This window comes from Bradyrhizobium liaoningense, assembly GCF_018130825.1.
GTDB lineage: Bacteria > Pseudomonadota > Alphaproteobacteria > Rhizobiales > Xanthobacteraceae > Bradyrhizobium > Bradyrhizobium liaoningense_B.
In genome coordinates this window covers 178428-198393 of sequence record NZ_JAFCJS010000001.1, presented here as the reverse complement: position 1 = coordinate 198393, position 19966 = coordinate 178428, and the positions used below count along the sequence as shown (strand labels likewise).

The 19966-nt window shown below is 64.1% G+C and carries 22 protein-coding genes and 1 tRNA gene; 6 read left to right on the top strand and 17 right to left on the bottom strand.

Annotated elements, in window-relative coordinates:
* Positions 1 to 254 precede the first annotated feature (254 nt).
* Positions 255 to 761 carry a MarR family winged helix-turn-helix transcriptional regulator gene (locus JQ603_RS01010; RefSeq protein WP_212335929.1) on the top strand — a complete coding sequence of 169 codons (507 nt, stop codon included), beginning with the start codon at positions 255 to 257 and terminating at the stop codon, positions 759 to 761.
* A 12-nt stretch (positions 762 to 773) separates the two neighbouring features.
* Here the strand turns inward: JQ603_RS01010 and JQ603_RS01005 are convergent, their stop codons facing one another.
* The 3 genes from JQ603_RS01005 to JQ603_RS00995 form a co-directional block, all read right to left on the bottom strand.
* Entirely contained in the window at positions 774 to 1886 is a 1113-nt protein-coding gene (locus JQ603_RS01005; protein ID WP_212335928.1) for an alpha/beta hydrolase family protein, read from the bottom strand.
* A 276-nt stretch (positions 1887 to 2162) separates the two neighbouring features.
* Complete coding sequence (locus JQ603_RS01000) at positions 2163 to 3134, bottom strand: SDR family NAD(P)-dependent oxidoreductase (protein WP_212335927.1); 972 nt, start codon at positions 3132 to 3134, stop codon at positions 2163 to 2165.
* A gap of 143 nt (positions 3135 to 3277) precedes the next feature.
* Entirely contained in the window at positions 3278 to 4186 is a 909-nt protein-coding gene (locus JQ603_RS00995) for a dihydrodipicolinate synthase family protein (protein ID WP_212335926.1), read from the bottom strand.
* Between the two features lie 328 nt (positions 4187 to 4514).
* Between JQ603_RS00995 and JQ603_RS00990 the strand changes: the two genes are divergently transcribed.
* Positions 4515 to 4754: a hypothetical protein gene (locus JQ603_RS00990; protein ID WP_027547402.1), complete on the top strand. Its 240-nt coding sequence runs from the start codon at positions 4515 to 4517 to the stop codon at positions 4752 to 4754.
* 155 nt (positions 4755 to 4909) lie between these two features.
* On the opposite strand, the gene JQ603_RS00985 is transcribed toward JQ603_RS00990, so the two are convergent.
* On the bottom strand, positions 4910 to 5884 hold the full coding sequence (locus JQ603_RS00985; RefSeq protein WP_212335925.1) for an alpha/beta fold hydrolase: 975 nt from the start codon (positions 5882 to 5884) through the stop codon (positions 4910 to 4912).
* Positions 5885 to 6005: 121 nt separating this feature from the next.
* Here JQ603_RS00985 and JQ603_RS00980 point away from each other — a divergent pair, with 121 nt between their 5' ends.
* The gene (locus JQ603_RS00980; protein WP_212335924.1) at positions 6006 to 6629 is read left to right on the top strand and encodes a TetR/AcrR family transcriptional regulator; all 624 of its coding nucleotides are present in this window, start codon (positions 6006 to 6008) and stop codon (positions 6627 to 6629) included.
* Positions 6630 to 6658: 29 nt separating this feature from the next.
* Here JQ603_RS00980 and JQ603_RS00975 read toward each other — a convergent pair whose 3' ends face one another.
* The 8 genes from JQ603_RS00975 to JQ603_RS00940 form a co-directional block, all read right to left on the bottom strand.
* A complete protein-coding gene (locus JQ603_RS00975) occupies positions 6659 to 7027 on the bottom strand; it encodes a hypothetical protein (protein ID WP_212335923.1) in 369 nt (122 codons plus the stop codon).
* A gap of 239 nt (positions 7028 to 7266) precedes the next feature.
* A tRNA-Pro gene (locus tag JQ603_RS00970) sits at positions 7267 to 7344 on the bottom strand.
* Between the two features lie 112 nt (positions 7345 to 7456).
* The gene (locus tag JQ603_RS00965) at positions 7457 to 8032 is read right to left on the bottom strand and encodes a MerR family transcriptional regulator (protein ID WP_212335922.1); all 576 of its coding nucleotides are present in this window, start codon (positions 8030 to 8032) and stop codon (positions 7457 to 7459) included.
* A 24-nt stretch (positions 8033 to 8056) separates the two neighbouring features.
* A complete protein-coding gene (locus JQ603_RS00960) occupies positions 8057 to 8398 on the bottom strand; it encodes an integration host factor subunit alpha (protein WP_026311906.1) in 342 nt (113 codons plus the stop codon).
* Positions 8399 to 8532: 134 nt separating this feature from the next.
* Entirely contained in the window at positions 8533 to 9513 is a 981-nt protein-coding gene (locus JQ603_RS00955; RefSeq protein ID WP_212335921.1) for a beta-ketoacyl-ACP synthase III, read from the bottom strand.
* On the bottom strand, positions 9510 to 10571 hold the full coding sequence (gene plsX / locus JQ603_RS00950) for a phosphate acyltransferase PlsX (protein WP_212335920.1): 1062 nt from the start codon (positions 10569 to 10571) through the stop codon (positions 9510 to 9512). The genes JQ603_RS00955 and plsX overlap by 4 nt, the downstream gene beginning before the upstream one ends.
* Positions 10572 to 10867: 296 nt before the next feature.
* Positions 10868 to 11437, bottom strand: coding sequence for a YceD family protein (locus JQ603_RS00945; protein ID WP_212335919.1), 570 nt, complete (start codon positions 11435 to 11437; stop codon positions 10868 to 10870).
* The gene (locus tag JQ603_RS00940) at positions 11434 to 11985 is read right to left on the bottom strand and encodes a ubiquinol-cytochrome C chaperone family protein (RefSeq protein WP_212335918.1); all 552 of its coding nucleotides are present in this window, start codon (positions 11983 to 11985) and stop codon (positions 11434 to 11436) included. The genes JQ603_RS00945 and JQ603_RS00940 overlap by 4 nt, the downstream gene beginning before the upstream one ends.
* A 98-nt stretch (positions 11986 to 12083) precedes the next feature.
* On the opposite strand from JQ603_RS00940, the gene JQ603_RS00935 reads away from it, so the two are divergent.
* A complete protein-coding gene (locus JQ603_RS00935) occupies positions 12084 to 12569 on the top strand; it encodes an outer membrane protein assembly factor BamE (RefSeq protein WP_183247812.1) in 486 nt (161 codons plus the stop codon).
* 117 nt (positions 12570 to 12686) lie between these two features.
* The gene (locus tag JQ603_RS00930) at positions 12687 to 13700 is read left to right on the top strand and encodes a Bug family tripartite tricarboxylate transporter substrate binding protein (RefSeq protein ID WP_271583282.1); all 1014 of its coding nucleotides are present in this window, start codon (positions 12687 to 12689) and stop codon (positions 13698 to 13700) included.
* Positions 13701 to 13831: 131 nt separating this feature from the next.
* Here the strand turns inward: JQ603_RS00930 and JQ603_RS00925 are convergent, their stop codons facing one another.
* Both JQ603_RS00925 and JQ603_RS00920 read right to left on the bottom strand, forming a co-directional pair.
* Positions 13832 to 14209 (bottom strand): VOC family protein, encoded by a 378-nt coding sequence (locus JQ603_RS00925; protein ID WP_212335917.1) that lies wholly within the window; start codon positions 14207 to 14209, stop codon positions 13832 to 13834.
* Positions 14210 to 14415: 206 nt separating this feature from the next.
* Positions 14416 to 14934, bottom strand: coding sequence for a DinB family protein (locus JQ603_RS00920; RefSeq protein ID WP_212338102.1), 519 nt, complete (start codon positions 14932 to 14934; stop codon positions 14416 to 14418).
* 86 nt (positions 14935 to 15020) lie between these two features.
* Between JQ603_RS00920 and JQ603_RS00915 the strand changes: the two genes are divergently transcribed.
* On the top strand, positions 15021 to 15884 hold the full coding sequence (locus JQ603_RS00915; RefSeq protein WP_212335916.1) for a LysR substrate-binding domain-containing protein: 864 nt from the start codon (positions 15021 to 15023) through the stop codon (positions 15882 to 15884).
* Between the two features lie 80 nt (positions 15885 to 15964).
* Here the strand turns inward: JQ603_RS00915 and JQ603_RS00910 are convergent, their stop codons facing one another.
* From JQ603_RS00910 to nusB, 3 genes are all read right to left on the bottom strand, one after another.
* Positions 15965 to 18079, bottom strand: coding sequence for a sodium-translocating pyrophosphatase (locus JQ603_RS00910; RefSeq protein WP_212335915.1), 2115 nt, complete (start codon positions 18077 to 18079; stop codon positions 15965 to 15967).
* A gap of 233 nt (positions 18080 to 18312) precedes the next feature.
* On the bottom strand, positions 18313 to 19314 hold the full coding sequence (gene thiL, locus JQ603_RS00905) for a thiamine-phosphate kinase (protein ID WP_212335914.1): 1002 nt from the start codon (positions 19312 to 19314) through the stop codon (positions 18313 to 18315).
* 154 nt (positions 19315 to 19468) lie between these two features.
* The gene (gene nusB, locus JQ603_RS00900; protein WP_212335913.1) at positions 19469 to 19966 is read right to left on the bottom strand and encodes a transcription antitermination factor NusB; all 498 of its coding nucleotides are present in this window, start codon (positions 19964 to 19966) and stop codon (positions 19469 to 19471) included.

Below are 19966 nucleotides of genomic sequence, written 5' to 3'. Positions count from 1 at the left end.
TACCCCCCACCGTCACCGGCCAATATGCCTGCGCCGTTCCGCTAATCAAAATAGTTTATTTGATCAGCTTTCTGGTTTCACTAAGCCTGTGCCCCGGGCGCAACACCTGGGGCGGACGAATATGCTGACCGGCTCATCTTTGTAGTTTTAGTGACAAAATTAGCATGCTCTGCACTTGCGTCAGAGCAGGCTTGCGTGGACTATGCCCTCCGCACGAACACCGGCCTGAAGAATCATTTCACGGGAGTGATGCTGTGTCCGCGACGAGGAAAGAAGGAGCGCGCCTGCGCTCCGTCGGCAACCTGGATATCATCAGGCGCTTCACCTGGGAGATATCCTCGATCAACATGTATCTGGAGGAGCTGCGTCAGTTCTGGGCGAGGACGCTCGGCATCAGCGGCCCGCAATGGTTGATCCTGATGGCGATCTCCGACCTCGACAAGGATGACGGCGTTCCGGTCAACGTGGTCTCCAAGCTGCTCCACGTCGATCCCTCCTTCGTCACCACCCAGTCCAAGCTGCTGGAGAAGAAGGGCCTGCTGCGCCGACGCCCCTCGCCGACCGACGCGCGGGTCGTGCGGCTGTCCCTGGTCGACAAGACCCAGAAGCACATTGCGAGCCTCAACGAGCAGTACAAGACGATTCGCGAATTCGTCTTCCAGGAATTCGACGAGAACGAGCTGACGGAATTCACCACAAAGCTCGCAACACTGAAGACCCGGCTGGAAAAGGCCTGCGTCAGGATCTCGCTCGATTTCTGAGCGAGATTGCAGTCAGGCGCCCCGCCCGGCACCGAGCCGGGTCTCCAGCCAGTCGAAGATGTATTCGTTGGCAAGGCTCGGATTGTCCGCATGGGCCTGCGCCGCGCCAGTCTCCGCCGCGGTGAATACCTTCAGCGCGATGTCGGAGCTGGCGAGGCGGGATTTCTGGACGATCTGACGCGCCCGATCGGCCTTGAGCCAGCCATCCTCGCCGAGCGTGATCAGCACCGGACAATCGGCGCTGGAGGCCATCAGCGGCGAATGCGGCACCGGGACGATGCTGAGGTCGCTCACCGCGAATCGGCTGGCGAAGAAGGATCGTTCGTGCAGATCCCACAGGCCGCCGTCGCAGACTGCCGCAGCCAGCCGCGGCTCCTGCAGCACCGCGCGCGCCACGAAAGAGGAGCCCCACCCGTCCGCCACGATGGCGACGCGGTCGAAATCGACGTCGCCGCGCGTTTCCAGATAATCCATGACGCTCGCAATCGAGCTCTCGAGGTCGCGGCGCTGCAGAAGCGTATCGGTGTAGTCGTCGCGCTGGTCGCCGAGCAGGTCCAGCGCCAGCATCGACAGTCCGCGCTCGCGCGCATGCGGCGCGAGCTTGAACAGGAATTCCTCCTTGCGGTGCCCGGGCTCGCCGATGCAGATCACGGTCGGCGCCCGCCCTCGCGCCGACGGCGCGGGCAGGAAGTAGCCCTGCAACGCATGATCCTCGACCCAGGGAATGGTCACGACCTCGCCGGTCGGCGCGCGCGCCGTGAGATAGCGGCGGGCGCACTCCTGCATCGCCAGCACCGCAACCCAGCGGCGCTCGTCGGCCGGATCGAGCGGCATCGCCGCGGCACCATAGTAGTTGAGCGCCCGCAGCCAGTTGCGCTGCGCGGTCGCCATGTGGCCTTCCGCGAACGCGGCCTCGGCACGGTGGCGATTGGTCCGCGCGAGCCTCTTCCACTCGCGATGCCAGGATTGCTCGTCGCCGCGCTTGAGCTGCCGCGCGATCATCAGGCATTCCGCGATCGTGGCGCCGCCTTCCTGGGCCGCGGTCAGGAGCCGCGTGAACTCAGCGGAGATGTCCTCTCTCTCCGGGCAAAGGATCCAGTCGTCGGAGAGGCATGCGGGCGTCATCGGGAGCTACGCTCTATCATCGCGTTACCCTTGATTGACTAAACTATTTCGGTTCGCCAACCAAGCTGCCGTGCGCCGAATGAGAGCCGTTGGACATCACCATCGCTTGAACGATGCTTGAACGACGGGCCACGTCGCATGCGTGACATTCCAATTCGTCATGAGGCTGTGAACAATGGCAGGAGGTGGCACATCAAATGACCTGCGCACCTCTTGCCATGACGATCATCATACCCATATTCGCGCGCCTTCATTGACCGGCGCAGCCAGGCAGACTCAACCGAGTCGCCAGCCGACCTCCTGGGTAAAGCTTTCGTAGAAGGCGCGGTCATAGGCCTGCTCCGGCGTGGCGCGGACACGCTCGTCGAGGCGCTTGGCATCCTCGCCCACGAGGATGCGCCAGCGCTCCGCCTTGACCCCGTCGAGGATGATCTTCGCGGCCTGCGCGGCCGTTGTCGGCGCGTCCTCCAGGAAGCTGCGGGCGCGCTCGGCGAACGTCGCCTGGATGTCCTCGTCCGACATCTTGTCGGCATCCGGCACGCCGGCGGCAACCATGCGTTTGCGGGTCAGCGCGACCTCGTCGGCGTTGAGCCGCTCCGAGCCGTCGGCGCTTTGCACCTTGCGCGAATTGGAGACGATCGAGGTGCCGATATGGCCGGGCATCACCACCGAGCATTTGACGTGCGGGGCGTGCAGGCGCAGGTCGTTGATCAGCGCTTCGGTAAATCCCTTCACCGCGAACTTGGCCGAGCTGTAGGCGGTGTGCGCCTGGTTCATGCCGATCGAGGCCCAGAAGCCGTTGACGCTGGCGGTGTTGACGATGTGGGCCTCGTCGGCCGCGACCAGCATCGGCAGGAAGGTGCGCACGCCGAGATAGACCCCGCCCCAGCAGATGCTGAAGGTGCGCTCCCACTGCTCGCGCGTGTTGGTGAACAGGCTGCCGCCACCGCCGATGCCGGCATTGTTGAACAGGAGATGGATCCTGTCGGTCTTCTGCTGCTCGGCGAGCTCGTCGCGGAAGCGCTTGAGATGATCCTCGATGGCGACGTCGGCGACATGCGTCGTGACGCGCAGGCCCTGCGGCAGCTTCTCGATCTCGCACAGCCGCTTGGTCTCGGCCATCGCGGCCTCCGAGACGTCGCACATCGCGACATTGCAGCCTTCGGCAACGAGCTGCCGTGCGAGCTCGCGCCCCATTCCCGTGCCGCCGCCGGTGATGACCGCGATCTTTCCAGCAAAATCCTTCATGGGCTTTCCGCCTCTCCCCTTGTCGGTATGTTTCTTCGTCACTGCGCCGTTCGTCGGCGCGCGCGCAAAATGTAGCAGCGCCGCATCCGCAGGTAAAAGCGGATCGGCGCTGCCGTTCGATGTCAGTTATTTCGGCCGGCGGACTATTCGGCCGCCGCGATGCGCGCCCCGTGTAGCGCGCCGAGGCCCTCCAGCGCCTTGCGGATCGCGGCCTGCTGCGCGCTTGATGCCTCCGGCATCGGGGCGCGCGGATACGTTTTCGGCAGGCCCTGGAGCGTCTGTGCGTAGCGCGTGCAGGCCGGAAGATTGTCGGCGATGACCGCGTTCCACAGCGTCAGCAGCTTCTTGTGCAGATCGAGCGCGCGCGGATGGTCGCCCGCCTTCACCGCATCCCACAACGCGACGGAGGCATGCGGTGCCGCGGTCAGGATCGCGGCGATCGAGCCATGGGCGCCGAGCGTGTAGGACGGGTACATCAGGGCATCGACGGCACTGTAGATCAGCTTGTCGGGCGCCATCATCATGAGGTCCGCGAACAGTTTCAGATCGCCCGCGCTCTGCTTGACGCCCACGACCAACGGCACCTCGGTCATGATCCGCGTCAACAGCGCCGGTGACAAATACGACCACGGCACCACGTTGTAGATGATGATGGGCATGCCGGTCTCGTCCGCCATGGCGCGGAAATGCGCGACCATCGCCTCGTCGTCCGGCTTGAACAGGTAATGCACCGGCGTGACCTGGAGCGCTGCGACATCCATGTCGCGGACGAGCTTGCCGCGGCGGATCGCATCGCGCGTGGAGTCGACGATGATGCCGGCGATCACGGGAATGCGTCCCTTCACCGCCACCACGGTCGCGGCCACGAGGTCGCGATATTCCTCATGGTCGAGCGTGTGGCCCTCGCCGGTGGAACCGCCGGCCGCGACGCCGTGCACGCCGGCACCGACCATCCAGTCGACCTGGGGCGCCACGAGCTCAAAGTCGATCTCGCCGTCTTTCCGGAACGGCGTCGTCATCGGCGGGATCACGCCGGTCGGTCTCACCTTCATGGTCCGCCCTCGCGTTTCCTGTGGTACTGCGGCGGCCCCGCTCTTTTGACGAGTGCCCGCAGCTTCACGAATCGTATCGGCCGCGCGGGCCTTGTGAAGTGGCTCATACGCGGCGCTGCCCTGACAATCGATCATTCCCGGGTGTTTTCCTGCGGGTTCCCCGTATTTGTCCGGCTTCGGGTTAATGGCAATTTTTTACAATCCGAATCGTCAAATGAAGGTGGACGCTAGGTCGAGTCGTCCAGGCCAGCGTGTTGTTTGTGTCACAGGCTCTGGCACTCCGCTTGCATCCTCTTCGTGGTCTGAAACTACCGATGAGGTGACTGGAATGTTCGTGACCGTCGTTGCCGTGCTCTGCCGGCTAGGTGCATCTGCCTCGGGCGCTTGCGTCGAGGAAATCGTGACCGACAGCAACATGACGCCCGAAATGTCGATGATGCAGTGTGCGATCGGTGCACAGGCACCGCTGGCAAAATGGATGGGCGAGCATCCGATCTATCACGCCAACTGGCGCCTCGAGCGCTACAAATGCGTGCCGGGTCACTACGAGATCAAGGGCCACGCCTGAGGGCCCCGCAAAATTACTGGTACCGGGTCGACGGATACCAGGACGACTGATCTAGGAGGAAACGCCCCGGGGGTCGCCTTATCCCTCCGTGCGGGCACCGCCAGCGCCGGACCGATCGCGGCGGCGCGCTCTGTGACGATGATCACGCCACATTCCTAGCCAATCTCGCGCACGATGATTGCACGCGCCCGCCGTCCCTCCGGCGTCGGCATCAGCGCATAATTGTGCGGCTGGTCACGCAACAGATGCAGCTCGACCAACACGCCCACCGCCCTCGCCCGCTCCGCGAGATCGACGCTATCGGGATAGAGCAGATCGCGAGTCCCAGCGAAGATCGTCATCGGCGCCAGCGCACGAAACGCGCCGTTGAGCGGACTGACGAAGGGATGGCCGACATCGAGCTCGCCGGCATAGAGCCGTCCCGCCTCGACGATCCCCGGAATGTCCTGGATCGGATCGCGCGCAGCGATCGCAACCTGCTCCGGACGGCTGACCGACGCATCGGCTGCGGGCGAGATCAGCACCAGCCTGCTTGGCTGCCGATGGCCGCGATCGCGCAGCCACTGGCAGGCCGCGAGCGCGAGGCCCGCGCCGGCGGAATTGCCGACCACCGTGACCTTGGCCGGCCCTGCGTCTTCCAGCAACATGCGCAACAGCTCGGCCGTTGCCGGCACGACATCCTTCGCGGTCGCGCGCGGCGCCAGCGGATAGATCGGCACGACGCAGCACACGCGCGCCTGCCGCGTGATCTGTCCGACAAAGCGCCAATGCGCCGGCACGATCTCGTTGATGTAGCCGCCGCCATGCAGGAACATGACGTAGTTGCAGCCTTCGTGTCCCGACGACGGCGCGGTGTAATAGACCGGCCAGCCGCCCATCTTCGTCAGCGTCGCCTCGACGCCGCGGCCAAGCCCCGTCGGCTCGAACGTTACAGGCTCCAATGCGAGCCTCTGCACGTGCGCCTGCACGGCTTCGGCTGATGCGAGCTGCTGCTTGTAGGGAAGCTGCCGCAGCAGCAGGTTGAAGGCGCGGCTTTGCAGGCTTGGCGCGGGATCGCGCTGGGCCGGCGGACTGAACACGCAACCGCCCGGGCAAAACTGCAAGGCCGACACGATCCTGGCAACGCTCATGGCCACATCCCCATCTGGCTCTTTCGACATGGCGACAAAGAGGCTTGCCGACCCGCCGCCACTTGCCGCTATAATGCGAGCATTCGCTCGCTTTTCCTACTCGCATTCAGATCACAAGGCCGTGGCCCGCAAACCGTACACAAAACCTCGAAAAAATGCCCTGCAGCAGCGATCCCGCGCCACCGTCGACGCATTGGTCGAGGCAACTGCTCGCATTCTGGTCAAGGAAGGTTTTGAAAAGGCCAGCACCAACCGCATCGCCGAAATCGCCGGCGTCAGCGTCGGCTCGCTCTACCAATATTTTCCGAGCAAGGAAGCGCTGGTCGCCGCCGTGATCGATCGCCACAACGAGGAGATCATGGGCCTCGTCCGCACGGCGCTCCTTGAAGTCGCCGACCTCCCGATCGACAAAGCCGTGCGAAAGCTCGTCACCGTCGCGATCGACGCCCACCGCATCAACCCGAAACTGCACCGCGTGCTCGCCGAGCAGATCCCCCGCACCGGCCAGCTCGCCGAGGTCGAAGCCTTCAACCGCGAGGTCCACACTTTGGTGCGCACCTATCTCGAAAGCCGCCGCAGGGAGATGCGCAAGGTGGACGTCGATGTCGCAACCTTCATCTGCGTCAGCGCGATCGAATCCGTCGCGCACAACACGGTGCTGAACCATGCGGAGATGCTGACGGAGAAGACGGTGAAGGTGCTGGTGGATGAGACGACAAGGATGGTGGTGGGGTATTTGAGGTAGGCGCGTGGTCAATCGTTAGTAGGCGCGCTTTAGGGAAGCCCGCGCTCTCTAAGCTGCCGAATCTGCCGTCCGATCGCGATCGCCCTCTCCTGCGCCCAGAGTTGGTCGTATTGAGCGACCTCATGCCTGACGAGGTCTTCCGTCGTCGCCCCCTGAACGATCCGCTCCTTATTCTTCTGACTGCAGAAATAGGCGACGACTCCAGCAATCTTCTGCTGCTCGTCTGGAGTCTGGTTGGACAATCGTGCCAAGCTCTCCCGCCACAGACAATCTTCGCGCGCGATCTCGTCACGAATGATCTGCATGAGCCGATCAGTTTCTCGATCTTTTGGCCCGTCGCCGGCCCACGTGGGTGAAGCGGTCAATACGAACAGGCAGAGCAGAGCGATCCGATACATTCCCCCATCCCACAGAGTAGCACGATGCCATAATGCCCCTGTTTTGCCCGACGCGTCAAATCGCTTCGGAAAAACATCATTCCGACAATGGCGTCGCTACTGTGCATGGGGTTGTTTTCGGCATTTTGGTTTGCCGACCACCGAGGCAGCCATTCGCGACGGACCGTCGCGCATGCGTCACCGGCGGGAGCAGGCTCCACGCCGACGGTCGATCCACCCGACAGATGTGTTGAGAAAAATGGTCGGAGCGAGAGGATTTGAACCTCCGACCCCTAGTCTCCCAGACTAGTGCGCTAACCGGGCTGCGCCACGCTCCGAACGCCGTTCCATTAGCTAGGATCGCCGGTTTGCGCAAGGCGAGGTCACACCATTTTGGTGTGCCCCCGGCCAGATCTCCCGGAACTGGCCGAAAAAGCCGCCGGCGGCCCCCTAGCCGTCCTTCAGCGCCTGGTCCAGCATCTCCCGGCAGGCGACGAGGTCGGCGAGCGCCCGCCCGAGGCGCTCCCGGTCGAGCGCGCTGGGACCGGCCGGCACGGCGGCACCGCCCTTGCGGAAGGTGGTGAGGATCTCCTCGTCGTCGACCTCCGTGAAGCGGAAGTCGATGCCTTCCTCCTCATCGCCCTGATAGTCGTCATCGTCGGCGTCGGCGATGCCCTTGATGGGGCCCTCGTCGTCCGGCTCCATCAGGCTCGCGCCGATGGCGTCCTCGATGGCCCCGAACGAGACCGCGGCCGCGCCGTCGGCGAGGCCCTGCACCGATTTGACGCCGTGCTCCTTCAGGATGCGCTGCACCCCGCGGATCGTATAGCCCTCTCCGTAGAGCAGCCGGCGGATGCCCTTGAGCAGGTCGACGTCGTCGGGACGGTAATAGCGGCGGCCGCCGCTGCGCTTCATCGGCTTGATCTGGGAGAATCGGGTCTCCCAGAACCGCAGCACATGCTGCGGAATGTCGAGTTCCTGCGCTACTTCGCTGATGGTTCGGAACGCATCCGGCGCCTTGTCCAAATGCCCATCCTTTCCGAAAGGCAGTTACGCCTCGGGTTGAACCTTGCTGCCGTCGCCGTTGGTGCGGTGCTGCGCGTTGATGCGCTGCTTCAGGATCGCGGACGGCTTGAACACCATGACGCGGCGCGGCGAGATCGGCACCTCGGTGCCGGTCTTCGGATTGCGGCCGATACGCTGGCCCTTCTTGCGCACCATGAAGGAACCGAACGAGGACAGCTTCACCGTCTCGCCCTTCTCAAGGCAGTCGGTGATCTCCTTCAGCACGAGTTCCACGAACGCGGACGACTCCGTCCGCGACAGGCCCACCTTCTGGTAGACGGCTTCGCAGAGATCGACACGCGTTACGGTTTTACTTTGATCGGTCATCGCCCTGCCCCACATCACGGCGAACAATTGTTGTCTGAAATTATGAGGTTACGATACGGCGGTCAACAGCGCTCATCAATGCAGACGCATCGATAATCGCGGCTGATTCTGGCAAAATTTTATCAACTGTGGCGCTACCAGCGCACCAGCGCTGAACCCCAGGTAAAGCCGCCGCCCATCGCTTCCAGCAGAACGAGGTCGCCCTTCTTGATGCGGCCGTCCTTGCGCGCCACCGCCAGCGCCAGCGGAATCGAGGCGGCCGAGGTGTTGCCGTGACGGTCCACCGTCAGCACCACCTTCTCCGGCGCGATATGCAGCTTGTGGGCGGACGCGTCGATGATTCGCTTGTTGGCCTGGTGCGGCACGAACCAGTTGATGCTGTCGGCGTTGAGCCCGGTCGCCTGGAAAGCGTCGACGATCACGTCGGTGATCATGCCGACTGCATGCTTGAAGACCTCGCGGCCCTCCATGCGCAGATGCCCGACGGTCTGGGTCGAGGACGGCCCGCCGTCGACGAACAGTTTTGCCTTGTGGCGGCCGTCGGAACGCAGATGCGTGGTGACGATGCCGCGGTCGGTCGCGGCATTGCCCGGCTGCTCCTGCGCCTCCAGCACCACCGCGCCGGCGCCGTCGCCGAACAGCACGCAGGTGCCGCGGTCGTTCCAGTCGAGGATGCGCGAGAAGGTCTCGGCGCCGATCACCAGCGCGCGCTTGTAGGCGCCGGTGCGCAGGAAATTGTCCGCCGTCGCGAGCGCGAACACGAAGCCCGAGCACACCGCCTGAAGGTCGAAGGCCGCGCCGTGGTTGATGCCGAGCCCGTGCTGCACGGCGACCGCCGATGCAGGGAACGTGTTGTCGGGCGTCGAGGTCGCCAGCACGATCAGCTCGATCGACTGCGCGTCCACGCCGGCATCGGTGAGCGCCGCCTGCGCCGCCTTGATGGCGAGATGCGAGGTGAACTCGCCCTCGGCCGCGATGTGCCGCTCGCGAATGCCGGTGCGCTGGACGATCCACTCGTCGGAGGTGTCGATACGCGCCGCCAATTGGGCGTTGGTCACCACCTGCTCCGGCAGGTAGGAGCCGCAGCCGAGCACGACCGAACGGATTTTCGTCACGAAACAGCCTCCTGCGCGGCCTGCACGGAATTGAGTGCACCACCCTCGCGGTTGAGCATCTGATTGATCTTGTTCAGGAGATCGTAGTGAGCCATCTCATAGCCAACATCGATCGCATAGGCAAAGCCTTCGGCGCTGGTTCCGCCATGGCTTTTAACCACCAGTCCGTTGAGCCCCAGGAACACGCCACCATTGGACTTGTTGGGGTCCATCTTGTCCCGCAGGGCCTGGAAGGCGCTGCGCGCAAAGAGATAGCCGAGCTTGGACAGCCAGCTCCGCTGCATCTCGTTGCGGAGTAATTCCGCCATCTGCCGCGCGGTTCCCTCGGCAGCCTTCAGGGCAATGTTGCCGCTGAAACCTTCGGTCACGATGACGTCGGCCAGCCCCTTGCCTATACCGTCGCCCTCGACGAAGCCGATATAGTCGAGCTCCGGCAGATTTCTGGCACGCAGGATTTCCCCGGCCTCACGGATCTCCTCATGCCCCTTGATCTCCTCGGTTCCGATATTGAGGAGCCCGACCGTGGGGCGTTTCTTGTCGAACAGCACGCTCGCCATCGCTGCGCCCATGAGCGCCAGCGACACCAGATGGTGCGCATCGCCGCCGATGGTGGCGCCGAGGTCGAGCACGACGGATTCGCTGCGCCTGGTCGGCCATATCCCCGTGATCGCCGGGCGGTCGATGCCCGGCAGCGTGCGCAGATGGAAGCGCGACATCGCCATCAGCGCGCCGGTATTGCCGGCGGACACCGCGACATCGGCCTCACCCTTCTTCACCGCGTCGATGGCCAGCCACATCGAGGAGGTCTTGCGGCCGCGCCGCAGCGCCTGGCTCGGCTTGTCGTGCATGCTGACGGCGACGTCGGTATGGATGACCTTCGAGGCGGCCTTGAGCTGGGGATGCTTCTCGAGCTCGGGCTCGATCTTGGCCCGGTCCCCGACCAGCAGGAACTCGGTGTCGCGATGCCTGCCAAGCGAGATGGCGGCGCCTGGAATGACCACGGCGGCGCCGTCGTCGCCCCCCATGGCGTCAAGCGCGATGCGAACCTTGCTGGGCATGAAAGTCCTGGAAACCTGGTCTGGTGCGGTCTTGAACGAGCGGGGCCGCAAATGGGTTCGCCATGACATGGCGGCCGGCCAAGCGCCACGCCGCACCCGGACCGGGGCGCGACAATAGCGTTTTGTTATCCCGAAACAACCTCTTGCCCCCAGCCTTTTGCATTCAGGGCGACCAGGCGGCGGATCGGTAAAATCCACCGGAAATATATAGAAATCAAATAGATAAATCGGACTTTCAAACCACGGCCGCAGACACCTCCCATGCCGTGGCAAGCGGTCTTACGGGGAATCGGCAGCTACCGGTTCTTTTTGTTGTCTTGGAGCGCCTTCAGCGCCGCGAACGGATGGTCCTCCGGGTCAGGGGCGACCACCTCCGCCTCGAATACGGCCCCCTCCTTGCGCGGATAGGGATCGATCGCCAGGAACAGGGCATCCGTGGCGAGCCGGCCGAGGTCGATGACGCCGTTGATAATGGCCTCCGGCGGATCGACGACCTCGGGCGGCTCCTCGTCGTCCCGCCCCTCCTCGATCAGGTCGGCCAAGCGCCGCGCCTCGGCCTCGGGGGCGAACGTCAGGTCCACCTCCTCGTCGATCTCGCTCTCGATCGGATCGAGCGTGACCACACAGGTCTGGCCGATCCGGGCGCGGACCTGCCCCGTGACCTGGATCCGGCCGCCACTCTTCGGCACGACGTCGAAGCTGGCGTGCGCGGACAGGACCTCCCGCAGGCCAGCGAGCTCCGCCATGGCCTGCCGCTCGGCGGCCGATGCCTCGAGCTCGCGATGCAAACCGGTGTCGGGGATGTGCGCCACGATGACGGGCGCCCGCCAGGGATCGGGCGATGGTGTGGTGTTGGGTCGGTTCATGGCGTGACACCCTCCCTGAACGCCGGGGGAAAATTGAAGGACGCACTGAGCAGCGCAGCCTCGCTGGCCCGGCCGAGATCGGCCTCGGCGGCCCTGGCATAGGCCGCGAGCTGCCGGGCCTGGTCCATGCCGGCTCCATTCAAGATATTCTTGCAGATCGCCGCCGCCAGCGCCTCGCCGTCGCCCTCCATGGCCTGGTCATAAGCCTGGACGCGGCCATAGAAGGCCTCGCCGAAGGCCCGCATCCGCTTCGGCACGGTCTGGTCGCCCACGCCCATCTCGCGCAGATTGTCGTCCATGTCCTCGCAGAAGCGATCGAACAGCGCCTGAGACAGCTCCGTGGCGCTCTGGACCGTACGCAGACGCCGCAGCAACAGCCACAGATGCAGCAGCAACAGGTCGAAACGGCCGTTAACCGTATCCGGCACGCCCAAGTCGCGGTAAAATATGGGTTCTCGCGCCTGCGTCACGATCATGCCATAGATGGCTTCAATGGTGCCCGGCGGGGTTAGCCGGGGTTTCCTGAAGTGATTGAACGGCCAAAGCATTGTGGTTTCCGCAAGCGGGCGCGCGCGAGTTGCATTCAGAGCCTCCGCCCGGTACTTCAGCGCCTCGCGCGACGCAAGGGGACGGAATCAGTTCCGCTATGACGATAACGAACCAGACTGGCCTGCGCGCAGACAAGCGGCGCGGCCTTCATGCACGCTGGCGCGGCTTGCGCCTGGCGGCCGCGGCTGCCTTGGTCGGCGTGGCGCTTGCGGGCTGCACCGGCGAGCAATTCCAGAAGGGCTACATCCTGCCGCCCGGCGCGTTGGAGCAGATTCCGATCGGCGCAAGCCAGGACCAGGTGCTCATCGTGATGGGCACCCCTTCCACCGTCGCGACGCTCGACGGCGAGGTGTTCTACTACATCTCGCAGCGCTCGGAGCGAATGGTTGCCTTCATGAACCAGAAGGTGGTCGACCAACGCGTGATCGCGATCTATTTCGACAAGAACCGGCGCGTGCGCCGGCTGGCGAATTACGGCCTGCAGGACGGCAAGATCTTCGACTTCATCAGCCGGACCACGCCGACCTCGGGCCAGGAGATGAGCTATCTCGCGCCGATCTTCAAGCTGCTGAGCTTTAACTAAGCCTTCAGCCTGCGGCGTCGTGCCGCGATCCGCGCGGCACTCGCCGTCGCTCGCGACTTGCCGTTGCGCAGCGGGTTCCCTACGCTCCCAGCAAAACAAGAAGCTGGGAGTGGATTCGTGTCCAAGAAACTTCAGAACACTTTGTTGTCCCGCCGTCGTGTGCTTGCCGGCGCTGCCGGCCTTTCGGCCGCAGCGATCCTGCCGCGATCGAGCCTGGCGGACTGGAAACCCACCGAGAACGTCCGCCTCGTCGTACCGGCCGCGGCCGGCGGCTCGACCGATGTCATGGGCCGGCTGCTGGCCGCTCATCTGCAAACCGCCTGGGGCCAGTCGGCCGTCGTGGAGAACCGCTCCGGCGGCGGCGGCACGATCGGCACCGCCGAGGTGGTCCGCGCCAAGCCCGACGGTCACACCATCCTGATCGGCAACCCCGGCCCGAACGCGATCGCCTACAGCATCTTCAAGAACCTGACCTACAAGCCGGACCAGCTCCAGCCGGTCTCCAACATGATCCGGATCCCGAACATCGTGTCGGCGCATCCGAAGACCGGCATCAAGTCGGTCGCCGAGCTGATCGCGTACCTGAAGGCCAATCCGGACAAGCTCAGCTACGCCTCCTCCGGCGTCGGCCAGAGCCCTCACCTCACCGGCGCCTGGTTCCTCCAGCTCACCGGGCTGAAGATGACGCACATCCCGTTCCGCGGCGCAGGGCCCGCGCTCCAGGCCGCACTCGCCGGCGACATCCAGATCCTGTTCGACAATCTCTATCCGAGCCTGCCGCAGGTGCAGAACGGCACGCTCAACGGTCTCTGCGTCACGACGACGGACCGCAGCGACCTCGCGCCTAACCTGCCGACCATGCGCGAAAGTGCGCCGGAGCTGGCTAATTTCGACATATCGTCCTGGTTCTCGGTGTTCCTGCCGAAGGGGGTCTCACCCGAGGTGCTCAACGCGCTCAATCTCCAGGTCAAGGCGATGCTGGAGCGCGACGACATCAAGAAGCAGATCGCCGCCATGGGCGCCCGCGCCGATTACGGCACCCCGCAACAATTCGCCGACTTCGTGGACGCCGAGACGAAGAAGTTCGCCGGCATCATCCAGAAGGAAGGCCTGCAGATGGATGTGCAGTGAGTTGCCGTCGGGCCAGCATGAACCGGAAGGCAACAATCCGAGAGGAATCCCTATAGCTCTAACCGCAGCTGTGGATGAGCTGCTAGCGGAATTGCTGGCAGTTACTCCAACCACGCTGAGCGACAACGCCTCTATTGCGCTCCGGCGCGGAGAGGGGTTGGCCAACCGACACGGACCAACGTTTCATCCGGGTCAGAGATCGCAAATTCGTACATCCCCCACGGCTTGTCTTCGGGTGATTGCTGAAATTCGCGCGCCGCAGCATCAACACTCTCGAGGTAAAGATAAAGCCCAAAAGGGTTTCTGCCCGGCGTTAGCCATCCCTCGACCGCGTCCGTCAGATGTAGATATCCGCCCTTCCCGTTCGACAGCATGCGATAGGTGTCAGGCTCTCCCGGAGCAGGCCTTTCACTGTCCGGGCGCGCAAAGCCCAGCCGATTGTAGAACCGCTCCGACGCATCGAGGTCGTTACACGGCAGGATCGCGATCAAAGCTCCGGAAGGGCTCATTCGTACACTCCGACGTCATGCAACAATTTTCGTCTGCTCTTCTCAACGTCTGAAAATTTGTCACCTTTGAGGTGGGAGTTGCAGTTGGGACAGCGCCACGTGCCACTGGATGTCGATCGACCGCTCGCGCTGCTCGACTGCATCCCTGAGCCTTGCGATTCCTCGCCCGCGCGACACTGACGGGGTAAACCGAAGCGACCCCTTTCTTAGTCGATCGATATTGAAGGCGCCGGGACCCCTCGTTGGAACGCTAGGAGATCCAGGGAGGGCGGCTCCTTTCCGGTTAGAATAGAGCAACAAGCATGTGCTTGACCGCGATGATGCGTCTGGTGGTTGAAAAGGTGCTGGAGGATATCTGCGATCCGCTGCTCGTGTGGCCGACCGCTGGTCGTCCGATAGCCATGCGCCCGATCCAAGTCGCTATCGCTATAGGCTTCGACCACGGAAATCAGGCGCTCGTCTTCCCCAAAACGAGCACGTGCCAGTTCGTTCCGGTCGTCATGGATGATGGCATTGAGCCGATCGGGGTGTTCACCCTCGCCAGTCAGACGACGGAGCCAGATTCGATCTGTGACGAGCAGATGATTGAGCGTCCCGTGAAGGCTCCCGAAGAAAACGCCGATCGGACGCCGATACGCTTCGTCTGGCAGAGCTAGCGCAGCAGCGTAAAGGCGAGCATTGGCCCATCGGTTATACGCAGCGAACTGACTGAAAACGGCTGTCATCATCCAAGCCTCCGCTCGGGAATGTAGCGGCTTCGCAGGGGATATTGCGTGAGATATATTCACACGTTGTGTCGGGGAACATTAGTATGGATCTGCCTTCGACAAGGGGCTTGCAGGCACTTGCGGCGCTGAAGAAGGCGCCAAGCCTATCCAAGGCGGCCGAAACGCTTGGCGTGACGCGATCGGCACTGTCGCACAGGATTGCAGAATTGGAGCGTCAGCTTGGCGTCACGCTCGTCCGCCAAGTCGGTCGATGCGGCAAACTGACCGAAGACGCCGAATCCCTTCTGATGGTTATGGGTGACGCGCTCGACCGCATCGAAGCAGCAGTGACACCCCTTCGGCGCCGGCGTGGGCAACTGAGGATCAGCACCGTTGCGACTTTCGCTTCACACTGGTTGATCCCGCGCCTTCCGGATTGGCAACACCTGAACCCCGATGTGGAGTTGGCGATCTCGACGACGACCCGGACGATCGATCTTACGAACGAAGACTTCGACTGCGCTATTCGACATGGCCTCGGCGATTGGAAAGGCCTCACGGCAACTCGCCTGTTCAACGAAACTTTGCTTCCCGTCGCTCACCCGCATATCTCTGAGCTTTCGAGCAATAGTACCGTCATCCGCGCGCGCTCCCGCTTTCGCGATTGGAATCGTTGGTGGCGCTTATCAGGTAAGGTCGGTGATCCACCCGGTCGGAGCGTCGTGGTAGAGACCCGAGCCCAGGCCATGGATGCCGCGCTAGCTGGTGCGGGCATAGCAGCGATGGATCTCGCCTATGCTGCGCCCCATCTTGCGAGCGGTCGCCTTCGCGCTCTCGACGCAACAGTCCCTCTTCCCGAGGGCTATTACCTTGTCACAAAAGGCGGGCATAAATCACGTGCCGATACGATAAGGCGCTTGGAGATATGGCTTCTCAGCCAGGCGCAGACCAACAACCCGCAGGGCTAATCCACCCTGCGCAGCCCACCCACCAAACAAAAACCCCGCGGCTCGCGCCGCGGGGTTTCGTCTTGTCTCGTTATCGCCGCTCAGTGCGCCAGGATCGCCAGCAGCAGGAGCGCCACGATGTTGGTGATCTTGATCATCGGGTTCACCGCGGGACCCGCCGTGTCCTTGTAGGGATCGCCGACGGTGTCGCCGGTGACGGCGGACTTGTGGGCATCGCTGCCCTTGCCGCCGAAATGGCCGTCCTCGATGTACTTCTTGGCGTTGTCCCAGGCACCGCCGCCCGAGGTCATGGAGATCGCGACGAACAGGCCCGTCACGATGACGCCGAGCAGCATCGCGCCGACGGCGGAGAACGCCGCCGACTTGCCGGCCGCGCCCCCACCCGCGATCGCGTAGATCACGAAATAGACGAAGATCGGCGACAGCACCGGCAGCAGCGACGGGATGATCATTTCCTTGATCGCCGCCTTGGTCAGCAGGTCGACCGCCTTGCCATAGTCCGGCTTGTCGGTGCCCTGCATGATGCCGGGTTTTTCGCGGAACTGACGCCGCACTTCCTCGACGATCGCGCCGGCCGCACGGCCCACCGCGGTCATGCCCATCGCGCCGAACAGGTACGGCAGCAGGCCGCCGAACAGCAGGCCGACGACGACGTAGGGGTTGTTGAGCGAGAAGTCCGGAGCGACGCCGACGAAGTACGGGGTCTTGCTCGCGACGAAGAACTTGAGGTCTTCGTTATAGGCCGCAAACAGCACCAGCGCGCCGAGACCGGCCGAGCCGATCGCGTAGCCCTTGGTCACCGCCTTGGTGGTGTTGCCGACCGCGTCGAGCGCGTCGGTCGACTTGCGCACCTCCTTGGGCAGGCCCGCCATCTCGGCGATGCCGCCGGCGTTGTCGGTGACGGGGCCGAAGGCGTCGAGCGCGACGACCATGCCGGCCAGCGCCAGCATGGTGGCGGTCGCGATCGCGATGCCGAACAGGCCGGCCAGGCTGTAGGTAACGAGGATGCCGGCGATGATGACGATCGCGGGCAGCGCGGTCGCCTCCATCGAGACGGCAAGGCCCTGGATCACGTTGGTGCCGTGACCGGTCACCGACGCCTGGGCAATCGACTTCACCGGACGATAGTCGGTTCCGGTGTAGTATTCGGTGATCCAGATGATCAGCGCGGTGACGATGAGACCGACCACGCCGCATTCGAACAGCGCCATGCCGGTGTAGTCGACGCCGTCGAGCTTGCCGAAGCCGATCAGGGCGTAGATCACGCCGCCGATGCCGATCAGCGACAGGACGCCGGTTGCGATCAGGCCCTTGTAGAGTGCCCCCATGATCGACTGGCTCGGCCCGAGCTTGACGAAGAAGGTGCCGATGATCGAGGTGATGATGCAGATGCCGCCGATGGCGAGCGGCAGCGTCATCATGTTGGCGAGGATCGGCGTCTTGGCGAAGAAGATCGCCGCGAGCACCATGGTGGCGACCGCGGTCACCGCGTAGGTCTCGAACAGGTCGGCGGCCATGCCGGCGCAGTCGCCCACGTTGTCACCGACGTTGTCGGCGATGGTCGCGGGGTTGCGCGGGTCGTCCTCGGGAATGCCGGCCTCGACCTTGCCGACGAGGTCGCCGCCGACGTCGGCACCCTTGGTGAAGATGCCGCCGCCGAGACGGGCGAAGATCGAGATCAGCGAGGCGCCGAAGCCGAGCGCCACCATCGCGTCGACCACCGTGCGGCTATCGGGCGCGAGCTTCAGCGAATGGACGAGGAAGCCGAAATAGAGGGTCACACCGAGCAGCGCGAGACCCGCCACCAGGAGCCCGGTGATGGCACCCGCCTTGAAGGCGAGTTCAAGGCCGCCGGCCAGCGACGTCGTCGCCGCCTGGGCGGTGCGCACATTAGCGCGGACCGAGACGTTCATGCCGATGAAGCCGGCCGCCCCCGACAGGATGGCGCCGATGGCAAAACCGATCGCGACATAGAGGCCAAGGAAATAGGCAAGCAGCACGAAGATGACGATGCCGACGATACCGATCGTGGTGTACTGGCGCCGGAGATAGGCCTGTGCGCCTTCGCGCACCGCCCCCGCGATCTCCTGCATGCGCGGCGACCCCGCATCCGCGCCTAACACCGAAGACGTCGCCCAAATCGCGTAGACGACGGAAAGCACTCCGCAGAGCACTATCAACCATAATGCTGTCATGTGATTTTTGCCTCAGATCCTTGATGTACCCCCGGCGCCTTTTGTTGTCCGTCGTGCGGTGCGGCGCCTTGATTTTGAACAAAGCCGCCCCTTTCCCGAAGGGGCGGCTCCAGTCGGTCACAAGCTTGCCAAAATCAAATTGAGGGTGCAACGCCGGATAGAGCCGAAAAGGCCGATCTCGGCAGGTATTTAGGCCAAGTCCCGAGAACCAGGATGCCGGTTTGGAGCAATTCCTAGAAGTGACTGTAGGACAGCCGCTTCAAGGTCAGTTCTCGCCCCTGCCCGTCGAGGAAGCGTGGCCGCTCCTGGCCCGCGACGATCGTGCCGATCGCGGCAACGGAAAGGCCCGCGGCCCGACCGGCTGCGATCAACGCATCGCTTTGCGCCGGCGGAACAGTGCACAGGACCTCGTAATCGTCGCCCCCGGCCAGCAGCGTCTCAACACAAACAACGTTGCGGGCGACGAGGCTTGCTGCGGTCGCCGAAAGCGGCACGCTCGCCACGTCGACCGTGGCCGAGACGCCGGACGCCGCACAGAGTTTGGTCAGATCGCCGGCAAGGCCATCGGAGACGTCCATCGCGGCCGACGCATGGTCGCGCACGGCCAGCGCCAGCGCGTTGCGCGGCTGCGGGATACGATAGCGCGAGATCAAGGCTTCTCTTCCAGCGGGATCGGACGCCAGCGCCTCAGCCGCTGCGCCGCCGGTGAGCACGCCTAGACCGAGCGCGGCATCACCGATCGTGCCTGTCACCAGGATGCGGTCGCCGGCCCTAGCGCCGGTGCGGCCGACCATGCGTCCCTTCGGCACACGGCCGAAAGCGGTGATCGAGATCATCTGCGGTCCCGGCGTCGACACCGTGTCGCCGCCCAGCAGCGGACAGGCGAAGGCTTTCGCGTCCTCGCCGAGCGCGTCCGCAAACGGCCGGAGCCAGGAGTCTTCCTTGCTGCGCAGCGCCAGCGTCAGCACGAAGCCGGCGGGCGCTGCGCCCTTGGCGGCAAGATCGGACAGATTCACCCGCAGCGCCTTGCGCGCGATGGTGTCAGGGGGATCGGCGGCAAGATAATGCACGCCCTCGACCACGGCATCGGTGGTGACGACGATGTCGTCGCCGGATGAGGACAGGATCGCGGCGTCGTCGACCAGCCCGAACGCACCGGGATCGGTCGCCAGCGGCTTGAAATAGCGCGCGATGAGGGAGTCTTCGGCGGAGGGCTGTGTTCTGTCTTGTGTCACGACAGTAAACCCGTCATCCTGAGGTGCGAGCTCTTGCGAGCCTCGAAGGATGCACGGCCGAGGTGCACCTTTAATGGCACGCCGCCGCCCTTCGAGGCCTCCGCTTCGCTCCGGCACCTCAGGGTGACGGCTACGGCGGAAGTCGTTGTCTCAATTACCCCCGCCCGAACTCGTCGCCACGAAACTGGCGGCCGATCTGGTCGAGCACCGCGTTGACCATGCCGGTCTCCTCGCGGTCGACAAAGGCATTGGCGACGTCGACATATTCGGAGACGACGACGCGGCCCGGCACGTCCTTGCGGTGCTGGAGCTCGTAGGCCCCGGCCCGTAGCACCGCGCGCAGGATCGCCTCGATGCGCTTGAGCGGCCAGCCCTTCGAGAGCGCTTCGTCGATCAGGGGATCCAGCTTCTTCTGGTCGCGCACGACGCCCGAGACGACGTCGCGGAAGAAGGCGGCTTCGGCCGGCAGATAGGTGTCGCCCTCGACCTCGTTGCCGAGCCAGTGGCTCTCGAACTCGGCGAAGATGTCGTTGATGCCGGCGCCGGCGATATCCATCTGGTACAGCGCCTGCACGGCCGCGAGCCGCGCCGCACCGCGGCGGTTCGCCTTCTTCTCGCTGAGCCCCGCCGGTTTCTTGGTGTTGTCGGCCAT